Genomic DNA, 19,403 nt, shown 5'->3' on the forward strand with positions numbered 1-19,403 from the left:
CTCGCCGCGGCGAGGGGCCCGGTGGTGCGGCGCGGCCTACACCTGCCTGTAGATCACCGATCCTTCGTCCTTGAAGCGCGCCGCCTGCTCCTGGAAGCCGGCCTCGATGGCCTTGCTCTCGTCGGACAGGCCGTTTTCCTTGGCGTAGTCGCGAACCTCCTGGGTGATCTTCATCGAGCAGAACTTCGGTCCGCACATGGAGCAGAAGTGCGCGACCTTGGCCGAGTCCTTCGGCAGGGTCTCGTCATGGAACGCCCGCGCGGTGTCCGGGTCCAGGCCGAGGTTGAACTGATCCTCCCAACGGAACTCGAAGCGCGCCTTGGACAGCGCGTTGTCGCGGATCTGCGCGCCCGGGTGGCCCTTGGCGAGGTCGGCGGCATGGGCGGCGATCTTGTAGGTGATGATCCCGGTCTTCACGTCATCCTTGTTCGGCAGACCCAGGTGCTCCTTGGGCGTGACGTAGCAGAGCATGGCGCAGCCGAACCAGCCGATCATCGCCGCGCCGATGCCGGAGGTGATGTGGTCGTAGCCGGGGGCGATGTCGGTGGTCAGCGGGCCGAGGGTATAGAACGGCGCCTCGTCGCAGCACTCCAGCTGCTTGTCCATGTTTTCCTTGATCAATTGCATCGGCACGTGGCCGGGGCCTTCGATCATCACCTGCACGTCGTGCTTCCAGGCGATCTTGGTCAGCTCGCCGAGGGTTTCCAGCTCGCCGAACTGGGCGGCGTCGTTGGCGTCGGCCACCGAGCCCGGACGCAGGCCATCGCCCAGCGAGAAGCTGACGTCATAGGCCTTCATGATTTCGCAGATCTCTTCGAAATGCGTGTAGAGGAAGTTCTCCTGGTGGTGCGCCAGGCACCACTTGGCCATGATCGAGCCGCCGCGGGAAACGATGCCGGTGACCCGCTTGGCGGTCAGCGGCACATAGCGCAGCAGCACGCCGGCGTGGATGGTGAAGTAGTCGACGCCCTGCTCGGCCTGTTCGATCAGGGTGTCGCGGAAGATTTCCCAGGTCAGGTCCTCGGCGACGCCGTTGACCTTCTCCAGCGCCTGGTAGATCGGTACGGTGCCGATCGGTACCGGGCTGTTGCGCAGGATCCACTCGCGGGTTTCATGGATGTGCTTGCCGGTGGACAGGTCCATCACCGTGTCGGCGCCCCAGCGGATGCCCCAGGTGAGCTTCTCCACCTCTTCCTCGATCGAGGAGCCCAGCGCGCTGTTGCCGATGTTGCCGTTGATCTTCACCAGGAAGTTGCGGCCGATGATCATCGGCTCAAGCTCGGTGTGGTTGATGTTCGCCGGAATGATCGCGCGGCCGCGGGCGACTTCCTCGCGGACGAACTCGGGGGTGATTTCCTTCGGGATGTTGGCGCCGAAGCTGTGCCCCGGGTGCTGCTGGTCGAGCAGGCCGGCGGCCCGGGCTTCCTGCAGCTTCATGTTCTCGCGGATGGCGATGTATTCCATCTCCGGGGTGATGATGCCTTTCTTCGCGTAGTGCATCTGCGAGACGTTGGCGCCCGGCTTGGCCCGGCGCGGCGTGCGCACGTGGGCGAAGCGCAGGGCGTCGAGGCTGGCGTCGGCCAGGCGGGCCTGGCCGAACTCGGAGGTCAGGCCTGGGAGGATCTCGGTGTCGCCGCGCTCGTCGATCCAGCGCGAACGCACGTCAGGCAGGCCCTTGCGCAGATCGATGCGGACCTCGGGGTCGGTATACGGGCCGGAGGTGTCGTAGACGAACACCGGCGGGTTCTTTTCGCCGCCGAAGGCGGTGGGGGTGTCGGCGAGGGAGATTTCCCGCACCGGGACGCGGATGTCCGGGCGCGAGCCGGTCAGGTAGACCTTGCGCGAGTTCGGGAAAGGCTGCGTCGACTGGCGGTCGAGCTGCTCAAGGCGGGTGATGTTGTTCTTCTGCGTTGCGCTCATCGATGGCTCTCCTGGGTGATTGTCGGGAGAACCTGGCACGCGGGGCCACCGGGACTGGTGGCGAGAAGGACGCGCCGGCAAGGCAGGCATGGCGCGGACATCTTGTTCCCTACGCGGGTTGCTGCGGTCCGCGCGAGGCGGAACCGGACGCTAGCCCGATCAGGTTCAACGGGATCCGGAACTATCCGATCTCAGCCCCTCGTATAGGGCACCCCGACAAGAACCCCGGCAGTCTAATCAACACCGGCGGGATTCGCCAACGGGAAAACGCCCCGCCCGACCGGCAGTCATGGTCCAGTCCGGCGCCCTCTCGCCAGGGAAGACGCAGATCCCCGCACGTTCGCCGGCACATCGGTCCGGACTGGCTCTTCGATCAGTTGCCGCGCAGGTGCCTTGACCGCCACCGGTAGCGACCTTAGCCTTGCCCCACCTCGCATCTTTTCCAGGACGAACGAATGCTGCGCAGACTCTCCCTGGCGGCCGCCGTGGCCGCTGCTACCGGTGTCGCCTGGGCCGCCCAGCCGACCCCGCTGCCGACCAAGACCGACCTGATCAGCGTCTACAAGGAAGCCGTCGACAACAACGCCGACCTCGCCGCCGCCCAGGCCGACTACCTGGCGCGCAAGGAAGTGGTGCCCCAGGCCCGCGCCGGCCTGCTGCCGCAACTCGGCGCCGGCGCCCGCGTCGGAGACACCCGGATCGCCTTCGACGAGCGTCCGGCGACCGTCAAGCGCAACAGCCAGGTCGTCCAGGCCACCCTCAGCCAGCCATTGTTCCGCGCCGACCGCTGGTTCCAGTGGCAGGCCGCCAAGGAAACCAGCGACCAGGCCCGGCTGGAATTCTCCGCGACCCAGCAGGACCTGATCCTGCGCAGCGCCGAGACCTACTTCACGGTGCTCCGCGCCCAGGACAACCTGGCCACCAGCAAGGCCGAGGAAGCCGCCTTCAAGCGCCAGCTGGACCAGGCAAACGAGCGCTTCGACGTGGGCCTTTCCGACAAGACCGACGTGCTCGAGGCCCAGGCCAGCTACGACACCGCCCGCGCCAACCGGCTGATCGCCGAACAACGCGTGGACGATGCCTTCCAGGCCCTGGTGACCCTGACCAACCGCGACTACAGCGCCATCGAGGGCATGCGCCACACCCTGCCGGTGGTGCCGCCGGCGCCGAACGACGCCAAGGCCTGGGTCGACACCGCGGTGCAGCAGAACCTGCGCCTGCTGGCCAGCAACTACGCGGTCAACGCCGCCGAGGAAACCCTCCGCCAGCGCAAGGCCGGGCACCTGCCGACCCTCGATGCCGTGGCCCAGTACCAGAAGGGCGACAACGACGCCCTCGGCTTCGCCAACAGCGCCGCCAATCCGCTGGTGCACTATGGCAAGTATGTCGACGAGCGCAGCATTGGCCTGGAACTGAACATCCCGATCTACAGCGGCGGCCTGACCTCCTCCCAGGTCCGCGAGTCCTACCAGCGCCTCAACCAGAGCGAGCAGTCCCGCGAAGGCCAGCGCCGCCAGGTGGTGCAGGACACCCGCAACCTGCACCGCGCGGTGAATACCGACGTCGAGCAGGTCCAGGCGCGGCGCCAGGCGATCATCTCCAACCAGAGTTCGCTGGAAGCCACCGAGATCGGCTACCAGGTCGGCACCCGCAACATCGTCGACGTGCTCAACGCCCAGCGCCAGCTGTACGCCGCCGTGCGCGACTACAACAACAGCCGCTACGACTACATCCTCGATACCCTGCGCCTGAAGCAGGCGGCCGGCACCCTCAGCCCGGCCGACCTGGAGGCGCTCAGCGCCTACCTGAAGCAGGACTACGATCCGGACAAGGACTTCCTCCCGCCGGACCTGGCCAAGGCCGCCGCCGAGCAGTTACAGAGCAAGCCGCGCCAGCAGTACTAGCACAAGCGAAGACGCCCCCGGTCGGGGGCGTCTTCGCTTGACTGGCCTGGCGCGCGTCGCCCGGGTCAGCGCGCCAGCGGCTGGAGCAGCGCGTCGAACTGCTCCAGCCGCGGGAACCGCAGGGGTACATCCTGCTCGAGATTTTCCAGCCGCGCCCGGTAGGCGCGCAGGAAGTTGCCGCGCGCTTCCTCGCTGATGTATGGCACGTGCCAGGCGACAAAGGGCTCCAGCACCTGCATGCCGACATAGGCCAGGGTGCCGCGCAGGATCGGCCGCAGCATGTCCTCCAGCGGTCCGTGGATGGCACCCTCGCCGAACATGTGCTGGCGCCCGCCCAGGGTCAGGCTGACCAGCGCCTTCTTGCCGGCCAGGCCACCCTGGTCGTAGAAGCGCTTGCCGCCATAGCAGACCCCGGACACCAGTACCCGGTCGAACCACCCCTTGAGGATCGCCGGCACCGAGAACCAGTAGATCGGAAAGTTGAGGATCAGCAGGTCGGCCCACAGCAGCTTGTCCAGCTCGGCCTGGATGTCGGCGGCCAGGCTCTGGCGCTTGACGCTCTCGCGCTGCTCCAGGGCGTAGACCAGGTAGTCGGGATCGGCGCGCTCGGCGAAGTCGGCGGCACTGGCCACCGGATTCCAGTTCATCGCGTAGAGATCCGAGACCTGCACCGCGTGGCCCTGGCCTGCCAGGGTCTCGCATGCCTGGTCACAGAGCGCGCGGGTGAAGGATTGCGGTTCGTTGTGGGCGTGGACGATCAGTACGTTCATCGTGGTTTCCGAATCGTGGTGACCGGCCGCATCGCTCGCGGCCGAGGGGTTCAGGCCTGGCCGAGCAACTCGGCGGCGCACAGCGCGATGCGCCGACAGGCTTCGCGCAGCGGTTCGGCGCCCAACACCAGGCCGAGGCGGATGTGACCGGCGGCGCTCGGGCCGAAGGCTTCGCCGGCGAGCACCGATACGCCATGGCGGTCCAGCAGGCGGTCGGCGAAGGCCTGGGCGGAAAGTCCGGTGGGACGGATGTCGACCATCACGAACATGCCGCCGTCCGGGCGCAGTGGACGCAGGCCGGGGCTGTCGGCCAGGCACTCGATTACCAGGTCGCGGCGGCGGCGGTAGGCCTCGCGCATCGCCTCCAACTCCGGCAGCGGCGCCTCCAGCGCGGTGCAGGCGGCATCCTGGATGAATTCCGGCGAGCCATAGAGCATGCACAGGGCGAGGTTCTCCAGGTGCGCGCAGAGCGCCGCGGGACCGACCACCCAGCCGACCCGCCAGCCGGTCATGGCGTGGGATTTCGACAGGCTGTTGAGGGTCGCGGTACGTTCGGCCATCCCCGGCAGGCTGGCCGGGCTGACGTGCTCGCCGTCGAACAGCAGTTCGCTGTAGACCTCGTCGGAGATCATCCACAGGTCATGGGCCGTGCACAGCTCGGCCAGGGCTTCCCAGGTGGCCCGCGGCAGGCTGGCGCCGGACGGGTTGTGCGGGCTGTTCAGCGCCATCGCGCGCGTGCGCGGGGTGATCAGTGCGGCGACCTCCTCGGCCTGCACGCGGAAGCCATTCTCGGAGCGCACCGGCACCGGCACCACCCGCGCGCCACAGGCGCCGAACACCGCTTCGTAGGTGACGTACATCGGCTCGGCGACTATCACCTCGTCGCCCGGATTCAGCAGGCACTGCACCACCGCGTACAGCGCGCACTGGGCGCCGGCCAGCACCACCACCTGCTCCGCGTCCACCGCCTGGCCGCTGCGCTGCCGGTGGCGTTCGGCGATGCGCTGGCGCAGGGCGCGCTTGCCGCGCACGTCGGCGTAGTGGGTGTTGCCGGCCAGCAGGCTGTCGATGGCCGACTGGACGATGGGCGCCGGGGTATCGAAGTCGGGGTCGCCGACCGACAGCAGGAGGATTTCCTCGCCCTGCTCGACCCGTGCCAGCGCGCGATAGTGGATGTCCCAGGCAGCGGCGCCGTCGCCGGCGATACGTTGGGTGAAGTCGGAATAGCGCATGGATGCTCTCCTTGTCCGGCGGTCAGCGCGCGCAGGCGTGCCGCAGTTCGATCAGGGTCACGCCGGGCTGCCCGAAGCCGGCGCGCAGGTCGCGCTCCAGTTCGTCCAGGTCCTGCGGCTGGCGCACCGCGCAACCGTAGGCGCGGCCCAGCAGGGCGAAGTCGGGGTTGCGCGGCAGCACGCCGACCGGCTCGATGTCCAGGCCGAGCATGTCGTCGCGGATCTGGCCGAGCGCGTCGTTGTTCCACAGTAGCACCACCAGCGGACTGTCCAGTTCCTCGCTGGCGGTGGCCAGTTCCTGCGCGGTGTAGAGGAAGCCGCCATCGCCGACCAGCACCAGGCCCGGGCGCTGCGGGGCGCCGAGCTTGGCGCCGATGCCGGCCGGCAGGCCGTAGCCGAGGGTGCCGTAGCCGGTGGGATGCAGCCAGCTGCGCGGTGCTCGGCTGGCGAACGCGTAGTTGCCGGTATAGGCCAGCTGGGTCATGTCGGTGCTGACGAACGCATCGGCCGGCAGCGCAGCGGCGATCCGGTCGAGGATCGCCTGGTGCAGCGCCTGCAGCGGCGCGTGTGCCGCGCGGATCTCCGCGCGCAGGCGCGCCACCCTCGCGGCGGCCGGCGCGGCGTCGCGGGCCTCCTGCGGCAGGCGCGCCAGCAGCGCTTCCAGGGTCTGCCGGGCATCGCCCCTGAGCGCTACGGCAGAGGGATAGAAGTCGTTGAACTTGCGCGGGTCGACATCGACGCGGATCAGTTCGCCGGACAGCGGCAGGCGTTCGCGCCAGAAGTCGGTGTCGGCCATCTCGGTGCCCACCGCCAGCACCAGGTCGGCCTCGGCGATCATCTCCCAGCCCGGCGCTACGCACAGGCTGGCCCCGGCGTTGAGCGGCGCGTCCGGCGGCAGCAGACCCTTGCCGGCGACGCTGGTGAACAGCGGCGCGGCCAGGCGCTCGCTCAGCGCGGCAAGCGCCTCGCCGGCCGCCAGCGCGCCGCCGCCGGCGATGAGCATTGGTCGCCGGGCCGCAGCCAGGCGCTCCGCCGCCGCCCGCAATGCCTCGCTGCACGGCACACCACGACCAGGGCGGCGCGCCACGGCAGCGCTCCAGTCATGGGCCACCGGCGCGGCGAGCACGTCGAGCGGGATCGAGATATGCACCGGGCGCGGACGCTCGCTGTCGAACACCGCGTAGGCCCGGGCGATCAGTTCGGGCAGCTGTTCCGGGCTCAAGGCCAAGGCGGAGAAGGCAGTGATCGGCGCGGTCATGGCACGCTGGTCCTGGGTCTCGTGCAGGCAGCCCCAGCCCTTGCCCAGGCTGGCGCTGTGGTTGACGCTGGAAATCACCAGCAGCGGTACCGAGTCGGCGTAGGCCTGGCCGATGGCGGTGGCGACGTTGGTCACGCCCGGCCCGGTGATGACGAAGCACACTCCCGGCTTGCCGCTGACCCGCGCATAACCGTCGGCCATGAAGCCGGCGCCCTGCTCGTGGCGGGTCAGCACGTGGCGGATGCCGCTGCCCGGAAGTCCGCGGTACAGCTCGAGGGTGTGCACGCCGGGGATACCGAAAACGGTATCCACGCCGTAGTTGGCCAGCAAGCGGACCAGGGCCTGGCCGGCGGTGAGGGTCTTCTGTGGTTGCATGGGCAATATCCTCGTCCAGTTCGGCGACCATCGGAGTCGCCGCTCGCGCCGCAGCGCTCTTGCTCCCATTCCCACAAGCGGAAGGGGGAGCCGTCGTGTCCGCCCGGGCCTTCAGCCATTGGCCAGCCGGATCAACGCATCCACCGCCAGCGCTCCCTCGGCATCCGCCAGCAATGGGTTGACGTCCAGCTCCAGCAAGCGCTCGGCATGTTCGCAGGCGAATTCGGCGACCGCGCGGATCGCCGCCACCAGGGCCTCCATGGATACCGCCGGGCGACCGCGGAAGCCGCTGAGCAACGGCGCGCTGCGCAGGCTCAGCAGGGCATCGCGGATCGCCGCGTCGGTGGTCGGCAGGAGCAGGCTGCGACTGTCGCGCAGCAGCTCCACGAGTATCCCGCCGGCACCGATCACCAATGCCAGGCCGAAGCCCTCCTCGCGCTTGACCCCGACGATCAGCTCGGCCAGCGGCGCGCCTGCCATGCGCTCCAGCAACACACGCTCGAAGACCAGTTGCGGCGCGTGCCGGGCCAGGCTTTCGCGCATGTCGAACAATGCCGCCTCCAGCGCCGCCTCGTTGCGCAGGCCGAGCGCCACGCCGCCGGCCTCGGTCTTGTGCGGCAGCGCGGCGCTGACCGCCTTGAGCACCAGCGGGAAGCCGAGGTCGAGGGCCGCTTCGCGGGCCTGGCCGGGGGTGCTCAGCACCCCCTGGGGCAGTGGCAGGCCGAAGGGTTTCAGCGCCTGCTTGGATTGCCACTCGTCGAGCAGGTAGCCGTCGCCCGCCAGCGGCCCTGGGCAGATCGGCACCAACGCCGCCTCACCGCGCTCCAGCAGCGCCGCGCGGCGCTGGCGGTAGCGGGCTATCCGTCCCCAGGCGGCGAGACCATCCTCGACGCCTTGCAGCGCGGCGACGCCCTCGCCGTGCAACAGCTCGCGGGCCCGGGCCGGCAGCAGTTCCGGGAACGCCGAGGCGATGAAGCCGACTTTGCCGTGGCGCTTCAGCGCGGCGCAGTAGCGTTGCAGAAGCAGGTCGCACTGCGGCCGCTCGCCGGTTTCCTCGCCCGGATAGTCGAGCACCAGCAGGGCGGCGTCGGCAGGGCTGCGCAAAGCGCTGTCGAGCATTTCCTCCAGGGCCGCGGCATCGCCCCAGATGGCGGTGGTGAAGTCCAGCGGGTTGGCGATGTTGGCGTAGTCGGGCAGCACCCCGGCCAGTTCGTCGCGCTGTCCGGCGTCGAAAGACGGCAACCCCAGGCCGTTGCGCTCGGCGTAGTCAGCGATCAACCCGGCGTCGCCGCCGGAACAGGCCAGCGCGACCAGGCTCGGCCCGCCAGGCAGGTGGCCGCAGGCGGCGGCCTTGAGGGTTTCGACGAAGCTCACCGGGCCGCTCACACGGATTACCCCGAGGCGCTCGAACAGGCTGTCGTAGAGCGCGTCGGAACCGGCCAGGGAACTGGTGTGGCTGAGCGCGAGGGCCGCACCGATCTTCGACACTCCGGTCTTCAGGGCGATCACCGGCACGCCTTTCTGCAACGCCTTGTAGGCCGCGCGGGCGAACCCCGGGACGTTCTTCAGACCTTCCAGATGCAGGCCGATGGCAGTCACCCGCGGCTCGTCGAGCAGCACGTCCATCAGCTCGGCGATGCCCAGCTGCGCCTGGTTGCCCACCGATGCCATATAGGCCACCGGCAGCGAACGGTCGCTCATCGACAGGTTGTAGGCGAAGTTGCCGCTCTGCGTCAGCACCGCGACGCCCCGCTCCACCTGCCGACCGCCATGTGCCACCGGCCATAGCGCGGCGCCGTGCAGGTAGTCGAGCAAGCCGTAGCAGTTCGGGCCAAGCAGCGCCATTTCGCCGGCGGCGGCCAGCAGCCGGCGTTGCACGGCCAGGCCCTGTTCGCCGGTTTCGGCGAAGCCGGAGGCATAGCAGATCGCCCCGCCGGCGCCTTTGGCGGCGAGCGCGGCGACCGCGTCGAGGGTCAGTTCGCGGTTGGTGGCGACGAACGCCGCGTCCGGGCCGCACGGCAGGTCGGCGACGCTGGCCACGCAGGGTACGCCTTCGAGTTCGGCGTGCTGCGGATTGACCAGCCACAACTGGCCGGCGAAACCGCCTTCGGCACAGCGTTTCAGGGCACGCGCCATGCCACGGCCGCCAATGAAGGCGAGATGCCTGGGTGCCAGCAGGCGCTTGAGGTTTTCACGATTCATGTCGGTTCTCGATTCGGAACATGGCAGCCTTCCCCTCTCCCCTGGAGGGAGAGGGGAGCCAGGACTTCAACGCAGCAACGGCCGCAGCAGTTCGCGGGAAACGATGTGCCGCTGGATTTCCGAAGTGCCCTCCCAGATCCGTTCGATCCGCGCGTTGCGCCAGATACGCTCGACCGGTCCTTCATCCATCAGGCCCATGCCGCCGAAGATCTGCACCGCTTCGTCGGCGACCTTGCCGAGGGTCTCGCTGGCGAACAGCTTGGCCATGCCGGCCTCGCCGTCGGTCATGGTGCCCTGGTCCATCTTCCAGGCGGTGTGCAGGGTCATCAGCTCGGCGGCACGGATCTGCGTGGCCATGTCGGCGAGCTTGAAGGAAACGCCCTGGTAGCTGCCGATCGGCTGGCCGAACTGCTTGCGATCGGCCGCCCAGCGCAGCGACAGGTCGAGGGCGCGCTGGGCCTGGCCGACGCAGTTGGCGGCGACCATCACCCGTCCGGCGGTGAGCCAGGCGTTGGCCACTTCCCAGCCCTTGCCGACCTCGCCGAGTACCTTGGAGGCCGGCACCCGGCAATCGTCGAAGAAGATCTCGTAGGTGTGGTAGCCACGGTTGCTCACGCATTTCGGTCCGCGGCGCACGGTCATCCCGGGCGTGCCCTTGTCCACCAGGAAGGCGGTCACCGCGTTGCGCTTGCGGCCGTTGTGCTCGTAGCTGTCGGTGACGGCGAAGACGATGGCGAAGTCGGCGTGCCCGGCGTGGCTGATGAAGTGCTTGCTGCCGTTGATCACGAAGGCGTCGCCGTCGCGCACCGCGCGGGTCTTGATCGAATTGGCGTCGGAACCGGCGCCCGGCTCGGTGAGGGCGAAGCAATCGGTCTTTTCGCCCTGCACGCAGGGCAACAAGTAGTCGCCGAGCTGTTCTCCGGTGCAAGCCATGAGGATCTTCGAGGGCCGCGCGACGAATACGTGGAGGGCCCAGGAGACCTTCGACAGCTCGCGTTCGACCAGCGCCTGGGACAGGTAGTCGAGGCCGCCGCCGCCCACTTCCTCGGGCATGTTGAAGGCATAGAAACCGGCGGCGAGGGCCTTGCCGCGAATCTGTGCGGCCAGCTCCGGCGACACCGCGTCGGCGCGGTCGACATCGTCCTCGTGGGGCAGCAGTTCCTTCTCGACGAAGCTGCGCACCGCCTCGACCAGCATGTCCTGTTCCTGGGTCAGCCTGAAATCCATGGGAATCACCTGCTCGGCGCCTAGCGCCCGCTGAATTGAGGGGAACGTTTCTCGACCACGGCGCGCAGCGCCTCGGCGGCATCCTCGCTGCGCCCGCAGAGCAGCCCGGCGGCCTGCTCGGCCCGCAACTGCTCGGCCAGCGAGCGCCCGGCGCCGTCGTGCAGCAGGCGCTTGGTCTGGGCGAAGGCGAAGGTCGGGCCGCTGGCGAGACGCGCAGCGAAGGCGCCGACCGTCTCAACCAGGCGCTCGTCGGCGACCACCTCGCCGACCAGTCCGGCGCCCAGAGCGCGCTCCGCGCTCCAGGCTTCGTCGAGGAACAGCAGGCGCTTGGCCGCCTCGCTGCCAAGCAGCCGTGGCAGATGCCAACTGGCGCCGGCGTCCGGGCAGTAGGCCATGCCGGTGTAGCCGGCCTTGAAGCGCGCCGAGGCGGCGGCGATGCGGAAATCGCAGCACAGCGCCAGGTCCATGCCAGCGCCCACGGCGCTGCCGTTGACGGCGGCGACTGTGGGTTTGTCGAGGGCGTGCAGGCGCCCCATCAGGGCGTGGGCGGCCTCGGTCCAGCCATAGCTTTCCAGCTCGCCACGGGCTTCAGCCGCCGCCCATTCGGCGAGATCGGCCCCGGCGCAGAAGCTGCGTCCGCTGCCGCCGAGGACCACAGCGCGCACTGCCGGGTCGCGCTCGCAGGCATCGAGTCGAACGTGCAGGGCCTCCAGGGTGGGGATATCCAGTGCATTGCGCTGTTGCGGACGGTTCAGGACGAGCCAGGCGATCCCGGCTTCGACCCGCGTCTGCAATGGGGAAAGGTCAGTCATGCGGCCCTCGTTCTTATTGTTGGTTGATGGCGATCGCGGCTTTCAGGCAATACTAAACACTCGTTCAACAAGACCACAATCCACCCATTCGGGTGTATGTAACGGCCCTGCGGCAGGCGCAAAGCCACACGCCATGCGATCCGCCGAAAAGCGGCGAAGGCCCGCGCGAGCCGGCTGTTACAACTTCGAACAAACCAACCAGGCGAAAACGAAAACGCCCGCCGGATGCGGCGGGCGTCGGGACCTGCGAATGGCCGTTCAGCCGGCCCGTCCCAGGGCGGGGTCGCCCAGTCCCTGCGGCTGCCGGCGACGAACCACGTAATAGGCCAGGTAGCAGGCGGCGATGAAGCCGAAGCCCCAGTACAAGGACGGCCGCTGGGTGGGATCGAGGGCGAGGAAGACGAACAGCGAGCAGCACACGGCGATGCAGGCCAGCGGCACCAGCGGGAACAGCGGCGCGGCATATTTCAGCTCGGCGACCGTGCCGCCGCTGGCCATGTGCTCGCGGCGGAAGCGGTATTGGGCGTAGGCGATGACGATCCAGGTGACGGTGCCGGACATCCCGCTCACCGCCATCAGCACCATGAACAGGGTGTCGGCTGCGACCACGCTGGTCAGCAACGAGAGCAGGGCGAAGCACAGGGTGATCAGCAACGCGTAGAGCGGCACGCCGCGCGCGCTGAGCTTCGACAGGCCGCGCGGGGCCATGCCGGTCCTGGACATCGCCCAGAGGATCCGCGTCGAGGCGTACAGGCCCGAGTTGCCTACCGAGAGGATGGCGGTGAGGATGACGAAGTTCATCAGGTCCGCCGCGTAGGGAATCCCGACCATGTCGAACACCTGCACGAACGGGCTTTCCACCAGCCCGGCCTGTTGCCAGGGAATGATGGCGGAAAGCACGACGATGGCCAGCACGTAGAAGATCAGTACGCGGAACACCACGTTGCGCACCGCCCGCGGGATGCTCTTCTCCGGTCGCTCGGTCTCGCCGGCGGCGACGCCCATGATCTCGCAACCCTGGAAGGCATAGACCACCGTCATCATCACCGCGAATACCGCCGACAGGCCGTTGGGGAACAGCCGCTCGCCGACCAGGTTGGAGAACATCGGCGCCGGCGCACCGCTCTTCAGTTCGATACCGCCGAAGATCACCAGCCCCCCGACCACGATGAACACCAGGATCGCCGCCACCTTGATCCCGGCGAACCAGTACTCGGCCTCGCCGAAGGCACGGGTCGCCAGGGCATTGAGGGAGAACAGCACGACCACGAAGAAACCCGACCATAGCCACACGGGCACCTCCGGGAACCAGCGGGTCATGAGCATCCCGGCCGCGGTGAATTCCAGGCCTACCGTGGAGGCCCAGCTCATCCAGTAGACCCAGCCGATCATGAAGCCAGTCGCCGGGCCGATGAAACGCGTCGCGTGGGCCTGGAACGAACCGGAGACCGGCATCTGCACCGACAGCTCGCCGAGGCAGACCATCACCAGGTACATCAGCACCCCGGCCACCAGGTAGGCCAGCACCGCGCCGGCCGGGCCGCCCTGGTTGATGGTCACGCCGGAGCCCATGAACAGCCCGGTGCCGATCACCCCGCCGAGGGACAGCATGAAGATGTGGCGGCTCGCCAGGGCCCGGGTGAGTTGCAGCCTTTCCTTGCCGTCAGCCATGGCGCACCTCCGGATGAGGGTACGCGCAGGGGTCTTCGAGATGGCTCATTATTCTTGTCTCCACTCTGTCAGAGGCCGTGTCTTGCGCACGGATGAGCGGATTATTGGCGGCGGATGTAAGACGCCGTTGAACGCGCGGATCGAAGATGTAAAAAGCTGTAAGGAAGTTGTTCGCCGCGCCGCTCAACCGGCCGCTGCGTCGGCTTCGCCGAGGAAGCCGGCGCGGCGCAGGGCTTCGGCGCCGTCGCGGCGCAGGCTACCCAGGCGTGCGCCCCAGGCTCGCGGGTCGACCCCGGCCGCGCCCAGGACCTCGCGCTCCAGCTCGCCCAGGCCGGCGCCGAGCGCCACCAGGCCCATGGAGTGGCAGCTTCCGGACAGGCGATGGGCGATGTTCGCCGCCTCGGCCAGGTCCGCCTGGTCCAGGGCTTCGGCCAGCAGCGGCAACTGCTCGTCCAGGCTTCCCAGCAGGTTGCCCAGCAGTCCGGCGAGCTTGTGCCGCCCCAGCAGGCGGCGGTGGGTCTCGAGCATCTGCCGGTCCAGCGCAGCGTCCGCCGCAAGCGCAGGCACGCTGGTGCCGACCTCGCCCAGCGCGCGACGCAGCTCGTCCATCCGCAGGGGCTTGCCGAGCACGCCCTGCATGCCCGCGGCGAAGTACCGACGCACCATGTCCGGCTGGATGCTGGCGGTGAAGGCGAAGATCGGCGTGGCGCGGTTCAGGCCGTCGAGCTGCCGGCGAATCCCGGCGCAAAGCTCGAGGCCAGCCATCCCCGGCAGGTGCATGTCCAGCAGGATCAGGTCGAAGCGCCGCTGCCGGCACAGCGCCAGGGCCGGCCCCGCGTCCTCGGCCAGCATCACCCGGTGGCCGTCCCGCTCGAGCAGGCCCTGGGCTACCTCGCGGTTGAGCGCCACGTCCTCCACCAGCAGCACCTCCAGCGCAGACACCGATGCCGCCGGCGGCGTCGCGCCGGACAAGCTCGCCAGCGCCAGCTCGATCTCGAACCAGAACGTACTGCCCTGGCCGACCCGGCTTTCCACGCCGATCCGCCCGCCCAGCGCTTCCACCAGCCGCTTGCTGATCGCCAGGCCCAGGCCGGTTCCGCCGTAACGGCGGGTCACGGCGTCGCCGCCCTGGGTGAAGCGTTCGAAGATGCGTTCGCGCATTTCCTCGGGAATGCCGATTCCATCGTCCGCGACGCTCAGCCGCAGGCGCTCGCTTCCTGCGCTGCGCGCCAGCCGCTCGACGCGAACGCGCACCTCGCCGGCCTCGGTGAACTTCACCGCGTTGCCCAGCAGGTTGGTCAACACCTGGCGCAGGAACTGCTCGGCGCCGCGATGGCCGTCATGAACCTGTGGGTCCAGCCACAGGTCCAGCCGTGTGGCGTTCTCCCGCGCCCGTGGTTCGAGCAGGGTGAGGACGTCCTCGAGCAGGCTCCGCAAGGAAAAGTCCACCGCTTCCGGCACATCCGCCGCTTCCTCCAGCCGGGCGAAGTGGAGGACCTCGTTGAGGATCGCCAGCAGTCCCTCCCCCGCTGTCGCCAGTGCCCGCAGGCGCTGGCGGTCACGCTCGCCGAGCGATGCCTCGCGCAGCAGCTCGGCCATGCCCAGGATGCCGTTCAGCGGGGTACGGATCTCATGGCTCATGGTCGCGAGAAAACGGCTCTTGGCGCGGTCGGCGGCTTCCGCCTGGTCCTTCGCCCGGCGCAGGCTGGCGGTGCGCCGCTCGACCTGCCGACGCAACTCGTCGCGGTCGGCGTCGCGCCGGCGGCGATCGGTGCGCAAGGCCTGGCGCATGTCCTCCAGGGCGGTGGCGACGGCGTCGATCTCGTCGCGTTCGCGGTCCGCCTTGTCCAGTCGCAGCGGCTGTTGCAGATCGCCTTCGGCGATATGCCCAGCGAACTCGGACATGCGCCACAGATGGCGAGTGACCAGGCTGTGGAACAGCCAACTGAGGGCCACCGCCAGGCCGCAAAGGAAACTGCCCATCCACAAGAGGCTGGCCAGGCCGCCGGAGGCCAGCCGGCGATAGACCGCCGCCAGGTCGATGGCGATCTCCAGCTCGCCCAGATGCCGACGCTCGCCCCCCGGCGGCTGGTAGCTCAAGGGAAAGCGCTCGACCCGCAGCAGGCCGCGTGGACGCTGGTCGCCCTGCAGCAGGTTGAAGTCGGCGCTTTGCAGACTGACACGGGCGATGTCGGGGAAATCCCCGAGGCCGCGCAACTGCACGTTCAACTGCTCCTGGTTGAGATCCCACAGGCTGCGCTCGAAGCTGGCCAGGTAGCCGCTGCGGATCAGTTCCAGGCGCGCCTCGATCTCACGCATTTCGCGGCGGTATTCGAAGAACAGCTGCACGGCGCCGGCGAGGACAGTGAAACACAGGCTGAACAGCAGCACCCGCCACAGCAGGCGCCGCGCCAACACTCCGCCGCGGCCGCTCACCAGGCGTCCGCGCGGTTGCCGGCGAGGCGCCGATAGTCGCGCACGCTGTCGTGCAGCCAACGCTGGATGCTGCCGTCGTCGCGATAGCCTCGCAGGGCCCGGTCGATCTCGTCCATCTTCGCTGCCAGCGGCGAGTGCCGCGAGACCGCCACCCGCAGGTAGTCCACCGTCAGCGGTTCGGGCAGCGCAAGGATGTTCTCGCCGCCGGCCAGGCGCTCGGCGAACAGCGTGCCGGTGCGGCGTTCGTGGGCAATGTAGTCGATGCGCTGGCGCACCAGCTTGCCGAAGTTCTGTCGGCTGTCGGAAACCCATTCGACGTTGCCGTGGCGGCCGACGAAGCGGTCGAAGTCCGCCCCGTAGCTTTCGCCGAACAACAGCCCGCCGCGATAGCCGGCGAGGTCGCCGAGGGATCGGATGCGCACCGGCCGCTGGCGGTTGTAGAAGATCGCCACCTCCTCGCGCAGCACCGGCTCGGCGGAAAACGCCAGGTCGCGATCGCGCGCGGGCGTGCGGTAGGCCAGTACCAGGTCGACCCGTCCGGCGGCGGCGTCCAGCAGGCAGCGCCGCCAGTTGCCCAGCACCACCACCTCGACCCGGTAGCCCAGCGCGCCGAACAGCCGCTTCACCAGCTCCGGCGCCAGCCCCCGGACCTGCTGGCCATCGCTCCAGGAGATCGGCGGGTATACCGGATAGTCGCAATAGCGGATGGTCTCCGCAGCCTGTGCCAGGCCGCCCAGCAGCCATCCGCAGAGCGCCAGCCAGCGGGCCTGCATGGCTCAGGCGTCGCTGGCCGCGGCGGTGAACAGGTAGCCGGCGCCGTGGATGGTGATGATCAGTTGCGGTTCGGCCGGGTCGTCGCGCAGCTTACGACGCAGGCGGCCGACCAGCACGTCGATGGAGCGATCGCTGGGCAGCCACTCGCGGTTGCGGATCTGGTCCATCAACTGGTCGCGGCTCAGGGTATGCCCGCTGTTGCGCAGGAAGGCGCCGAGCAATTGGAATTCGCCGTGGGTGAGCAGGGTCTCGTTGCCCGCGTGGTCGATCAGGCGGCGCCGGTCGGCGTCCAGCAGCCAGTCGCCGAACTGCCTGAGGGCCTGCCGGGCGGGGGCGGCGCTGGCCTGGGCATGGCGCACCCGGCGGATCAGGTTCTTCGCCCGCGACACCAGTTCGCGCGGGTTCAGCGGCTTGATCACGTAGTCGTCGGCGCCGCACTCCAGGCCGACGATGCGATCGATCTCGTCGTTGCGCCCGGTGATCAGGATGATCCCCACCTCGGAGCGCACCCGCAGCTCGCGGGTCAGGGTCAGGCCGTCCTTGCCGGGCAGGCGGATGTCCAGCAGCACCAGCTCGACCGGCTGGCCGAGATGGGCGCACTCGGCAAGGCAGGCTTCCGCCTGCTCGGCGTTGCCGGCGCAGAGGACGTCATAGCCCTCCTCGCCGAGATAGGCCTGGAGAAGCTCACGAATCACCGGGTCGTCGTCGACCACCAATACGCGCGGAACCATCGCCATCACCTTGCGCCTCCGGCGGGCCGGGGCGTTTCTTGTTCTGGGTTGTCGGACGGTGGGCGGAAGGGGCCGGGGCGCCTTCCGCTGCCAGCAGCAGCCTATCCACTACTGAACGGACGATCAACAAGCTTCCGTCGCACGCCGGAAGCGGCGATGGGCGCCCGCCTCCAGGCCATCCACCCAGGCCTCGCAGATCTGCACGCCCTGCCGCGGCGTGAAGGTCGCGGGATTCAGCCCAGACTCCAGCCACAGCCCGTCGAGCAGGGCGCTGAGGCTGATGGCCGCCAGTTCCGCGTCGAAGTCCGCCCAGCCGCCCTCCTCCGCCAGTTGCCGCAGCACGCCGACCAGCAGCGCCCGGTACTCGCCATAGGAATGGTCGTGGACCCGCCCGATCGCTTCGATGCTGCCCACCGCACCCCAGAACGCCAGCCAGGCGTCGAGCAATTGCGGATCGAGCAGCTCGGCGGAGAAGGATGCCTCGAAGAACGCCGAGAGCCGCGGGCGGGCGCCGCCCGGCGCGGTGTCGATGGCGCCGCGGAGCAGGCGCATGACGCGTCCGGTGACCGCCAGGTAGGCCTCGGCCACCAGCGCGTCCTTGCCATCGTAGTGGTGATTGATCAGGCCCACCGATACCCCGGCCTCGGCGCAGATCTTGCGCACCGAGGCGCCCTGGAAGCCATGCCGCTTCAGGCAGGCCAGGGTCGCCTCGATCAGCAGCGCCTTGCGCTGCTCTGGTTCCAGACGGGAAAAGCGCACTTCCTGGTTCATCCTTTCGCGGCTCCTGCTCGTCGCCCGCGACCACCGGCGGGCAGCCCCGATGATCGCAGGTTACGTGGCGCCCGTCTCACTGGCTGGCCCAGGCGTTGAAGCGCTCCTCCAGCTCCTCGCCATGCTCGACCCAGAATTCGTCGTCCATCGCCAGGCCCTGCTCCAGGTTCGCCGGCGCGGTCGGCACCCAGCTCGCCAGTTGCGCGGGCAGGCGCTGGGCGGCCTGGCGGTTGGTCGGCCCGTAGGGAATGTTCTCGACGTAGCGCACCTGGGCATCCGGGGCATTGGCGAAGGCGATGAAGCGACGCGCCTCGGCGCCGCGCTTCGAACCCTTGACCACCGCCCAGTAGTCCATGCCGTACAGGCTGCCCGGCCATACCAGGGCCAGGTTGCGCCCCGCGCGGTGGGCGTCGGCGATGCGCCCGGTGTAGGTGGACGTCATCACCACGTCGCCGGCGGCCAGCCACTGCGCCGGCTGCGCTCCCGCCTCCCACCACTGGATGTAGGGCTTGAGCTGGCCCAGCTTGGCGAAGGCACGGTCGGCACCGGCGCGGGTCGCCAGCAGCGGATAGACCTGCTCGCGTGGCACTCCGTCGGCGAGCAGGGCGAACTCCAGGTTGTAGATCGCCCGCTTGCGCAGGCCGCGCTTGCCGGGGAAGCGCTGGACGTCCCAGAAGTCGGCCCAGGACGCCGGCGGCTGTTGCAGCCGGTCGGCGTCGTAGCCGATCGCCACGCCCCAGACCAGCGCGGCGGAACCGCATTCCTGGGCGGCATTGGCGATCAACTGCTGCTTGCCGCCGATGGCCTGCCAGTCCAGACGCTCGAACAGGCCGTCGTCGCAACCGCGCGCCAGATCCGGCCCCTCGACCTGGACCAGGTCCCAGTCGGCGTGACCGGTGTCGGCCATCACCTTGATCCGGGCCATCTCGCCGTTGTACTCGCTCTGCACTACGGGAATCCCGGTCTGCTGCGTGAACGGCTGGAAGAACGCCACCTCCTGGGCCTTCTGTCCGGCGCCGCCGTAGCCGACCACCACCAGGCCATCATCGGCCTGGACCGGCGCGAGGCCGCCGAACGCCAGCAGGACGGCGCCGAGCAGGACGCGGCAAGGAAAAACCGGATGCGGACGGGCGCTGGCCGCGCGGCGCAATGGAAAGGAACGGTTCATGTGCGTCTCCTCTTGTTCTTGTTGTGGAGTGGATCGCAGCGAGCCGCCGGGAAGCGGCCACGGGACAGAAACTATCCAGTCGATTTTAAAAAAACAAGTTGATTTTTTACTGATGGTAAATTCATATCCTGTTTCTGAAGCGCGCCGCGAGA

General features: G+C 68.9%; 14 protein-coding genes and 1 riboswitch. Of the genes, 1 reads left to right on the plus strand and 13 read right to left on the minus strand.

The features are described 5' to 3' along the window. Window positions 1–36: 36 nt before the first annotated feature. Window positions 37–1,920 carry a phosphomethylpyrimidine synthase ThiC gene (thiC, locus tag HMPREF2914_RS20015; RefSeq protein ID WP_003095696.1) on the minus strand — a complete coding sequence of 628 codons (1,884 nt, stop codon included), beginning with the start codon at window positions 1,918–1,920 and terminating at the stop codon, window positions 37–39. 89 nt (window positions 1,921–2,009) lie between these two features. After that, a riboswitch (TPP riboswitch) is annotated at window positions 2,010–2,146 on the minus strand. A 229-nt stretch (window positions 2,147–2,375) separates the two neighbouring features. On the opposite strand from thiC, the gene opmH reads away from it, so the two are divergent. Continuing rightward, a complete protein-coding gene (gene opmH, locus HMPREF2914_RS20020) occupies window positions 2,376–3,824 on the plus strand; it encodes an efflux transporter outer membrane subunit OpmH (protein ID WP_003095699.1) in 1,449 nt (482 codons plus the stop codon). Between the two features lie 65 nt (window positions 3,825–3,889). Here the strand turns inward: opmH and HMPREF2914_RS20025 are convergent, their stop codons facing one another. The 12 genes from HMPREF2914_RS20025 to HMPREF2914_RS20080 form a co-directional block, all read right to left on the minus strand. After that, on the minus strand, window positions 3,890–4,594 hold the full coding sequence (locus HMPREF2914_RS20025) for an NAD(P)H-dependent oxidoreductase (protein ID WP_003102071.1): 705 nt from the start codon (window positions 4,592–4,594) through the stop codon (window positions 3,890–3,892). Window positions 4,595–4,644: 50 nt separating this feature from the next. Continuing rightward, a complete protein-coding gene (aruH, locus tag HMPREF2914_RS20030) occupies window positions 4,645–5,826 on the minus strand; it encodes an arginine--pyruvate transaminase AruH (RefSeq protein ID WP_003135629.1) in 1,182 nt (393 codons plus the stop codon). Window positions 5,827–5,848: 22 nt separating this feature from the next. Beyond that, window positions 5,849–7,528 (minus strand): 5-guanidino-2-oxopentanoate decarboxylase, encoded by a 1,680-nt coding sequence (locus HMPREF2914_RS20035; protein WP_078452312.1) that lies wholly within the window; start codon window positions 7,526–7,528, stop codon window positions 5,849–5,851. Window positions 7,529–7,570: 42 nt separating this feature from the next. Next, window positions 7,571–9,661: an acetate--CoA ligase family protein gene (locus HMPREF2914_RS20040; RefSeq protein ID WP_003141736.1), complete on the minus strand. Its 2,091-nt coding sequence runs from the start codon at window positions 9,659–9,661 to the stop codon at window positions 7,571–7,573. Between the two features lie 66 nt (window positions 9,662–9,727). Further along, window positions 9,728–10,888, minus strand: a complete 1,161-nt coding sequence (locus HMPREF2914_RS20045; protein WP_003095708.1) for an acyl-CoA dehydrogenase family protein — start codon at window positions 10,886–10,888, stop codon at window positions 9,728–9,730. Window positions 10,889–10,908: 20 nt separating this feature from the next. After that, window positions 10,909–11,700 (minus strand): enoyl-CoA hydratase/isomerase family protein, encoded by a 792-nt coding sequence (locus HMPREF2914_RS20050; RefSeq protein WP_023092691.1) that lies wholly within the window; start codon window positions 11,698–11,700, stop codon window positions 10,909–10,911. 258 nt (window positions 11,701–11,958) lie between these two features. Next, complete coding sequence (locus HMPREF2914_RS20055; RefSeq protein WP_003135634.1) at window positions 11,959–13,371, minus strand: amino acid permease; 1,413 nt, start codon at window positions 13,369–13,371, stop codon at window positions 11,959–11,961. A 183-nt stretch (window positions 13,372–13,554) separates the two neighbouring features. After that, window positions 13,555–15,807 carry an ATP-binding protein gene (locus HMPREF2914_RS20060; RefSeq protein WP_009314372.1) on the minus strand — a complete coding sequence of 751 codons (2,253 nt, stop codon included), beginning with the start codon at window positions 15,805–15,807 and terminating at the stop codon, window positions 13,555–13,557. Beyond that, window positions 15,804–16,580, minus strand: coding sequence for a substrate-binding periplasmic protein (locus HMPREF2914_RS20065; RefSeq protein WP_009314374.1), 777 nt, complete (start codon window positions 16,578–16,580; stop codon window positions 15,804–15,806). The genes HMPREF2914_RS20060 and HMPREF2914_RS20065 overlap by 4 nt, the downstream gene beginning before the upstream one ends. Before the next feature lie 3 nt (window positions 16,581–16,583). Beyond that, entirely contained in the window at window positions 16,584–17,318 is a 735-nt protein-coding gene (gene aruR / locus HMPREF2914_RS20070) for a two-component system response regulator AruR (RefSeq protein ID WP_003109882.1), read from the minus strand. A 117-nt stretch (window positions 17,319–17,435) separates the two neighbouring features. Further along, a complete protein-coding gene (locus HMPREF2914_RS20075; RefSeq protein ID WP_003095720.1) occupies window positions 17,436–18,083 on the minus strand; it encodes a TetR family transcriptional regulator C-terminal domain-containing protein in 648 nt (215 codons plus the stop codon). 76 nt (window positions 18,084–18,159) lie between these two features. After that, the gene (locus tag HMPREF2914_RS20080; RefSeq protein ID WP_003095722.1) at window positions 18,160–19,251 is read right to left on the minus strand and encodes an ABC transporter substrate-binding protein; all 1,092 of its coding nucleotides are present in this window, start codon (window positions 19,249–19,251) and stop codon (window positions 18,160–18,162) included. Window positions 19,252–19,403 lie beyond the last annotated feature (152 nt).

The sequence above is a fragment of the Pseudomonas sp. HMSC067G02 genome, assembly GCF_001813485.1.
GTDB lineage: Bacteria > Pseudomonadota > Gammaproteobacteria > Pseudomonadales > Pseudomonadaceae > Pseudomonas > Pseudomonas aeruginosa.